Here is an 842-nt window from a genome sequence, read left to right as displayed (position 1 = left end):
ATAAAAAATGATCCTACTTTCATAGATAACACTTTTATATATTTGTGTTGTCTACTTAAGTAGGATCATATCATCAATATCAAACCGTTGATTTAATAGGATTTTTTGTATTTTTCTTCAGACACTTTTCAAATTATGATTCTTGCTTTCCCTCTTGAATTTGTATAGTACGAGGAGAAACATTAAGTCCATATTCTGAAATTAAATCATCTGGAATAGCTAACTTAACTTGAACCTTCTGCCCAATTTTGACATTTTTATTTGGTTCAATTACTTGATATACATTAGCTTCCTCATCATCTTCTAACATATAATGTAAATCATTTATTACATCTTGAGCCCTATCATCATTTTTAAGCAATTCAGTAAATTTATCATTTACAATAGTTTCTTGATTATTTATTGCTTTTTCTGCTGTATTATCCCTTATTTGCACAAAAGTCATATTATCAAAAGAAGAAACTTTCATATTTTTTAAATAGTTAAAAATCTCTGAATTATTATCCTTCTTTTTTAGCATAATAGTCAAAAGACTTTTATCAATTTCAGTAGATGTAGTTTCCGTAAATTCGGCCTCTCCATTTACATCAACAATTTTTAAATTTATATTGGCTAACGGATTATTAGGGTTTCGTGCGGGTGAATTTACATAAGATTTCCAAGCAAAAAGCAATCCAAATGTTACAACAATAATTATAGCAATAACAATTTTGATATTATTTATTTTTTTCATTTATACCTCTATCCTTCTATTTTTAGTTTGAACCATAAGCTTAATATAACCTAACGTTCATAAACTATGCGTTAAAAATGCATATTTACACATAGTTTCACAAAACCTG

At 26.8% G+C, this 842-nt stretch carries 1 protein-coding gene; it reads right to left on the bottom strand.

Annotated elements, in window-relative coordinates; translation table 11 throughout:
- Positions 1-133: 133 nt before the first annotated feature.
- On the bottom strand, positions 134-733 hold the full coding sequence (locus tag JCM6256_RS09195; protein ID WP_025081375.1) for a hypothetical protein: 600 nt from the start codon (positions 731-733) through the stop codon (positions 134-136).
- Positions 734-842 lie beyond the last annotated feature (109 nt).

Origin of the sequence: Lactobacillus hamsteri DSM 5661 = JCM 6256 (genome assembly GCF_000615445.1) — a bacterium.
Taxonomy (GTDB): domain Bacteria; phylum Bacillota; class Bacilli; order Lactobacillales; family Lactobacillaceae; genus Lactobacillus; species Lactobacillus hamsteri.
This window is presented reverse-complemented; position numbering and strand designations above follow the sequence as displayed.

What these genes read in the sequence shown, in the direction of transcription:
- JCM6256_RS09195 (WP_025081375.1), bottom strand. Translation starts at nt 733, where the DNA reads ATGAAAAAAATAAATAATATCAAAATTGTTATTGCTATAATTATTGTT.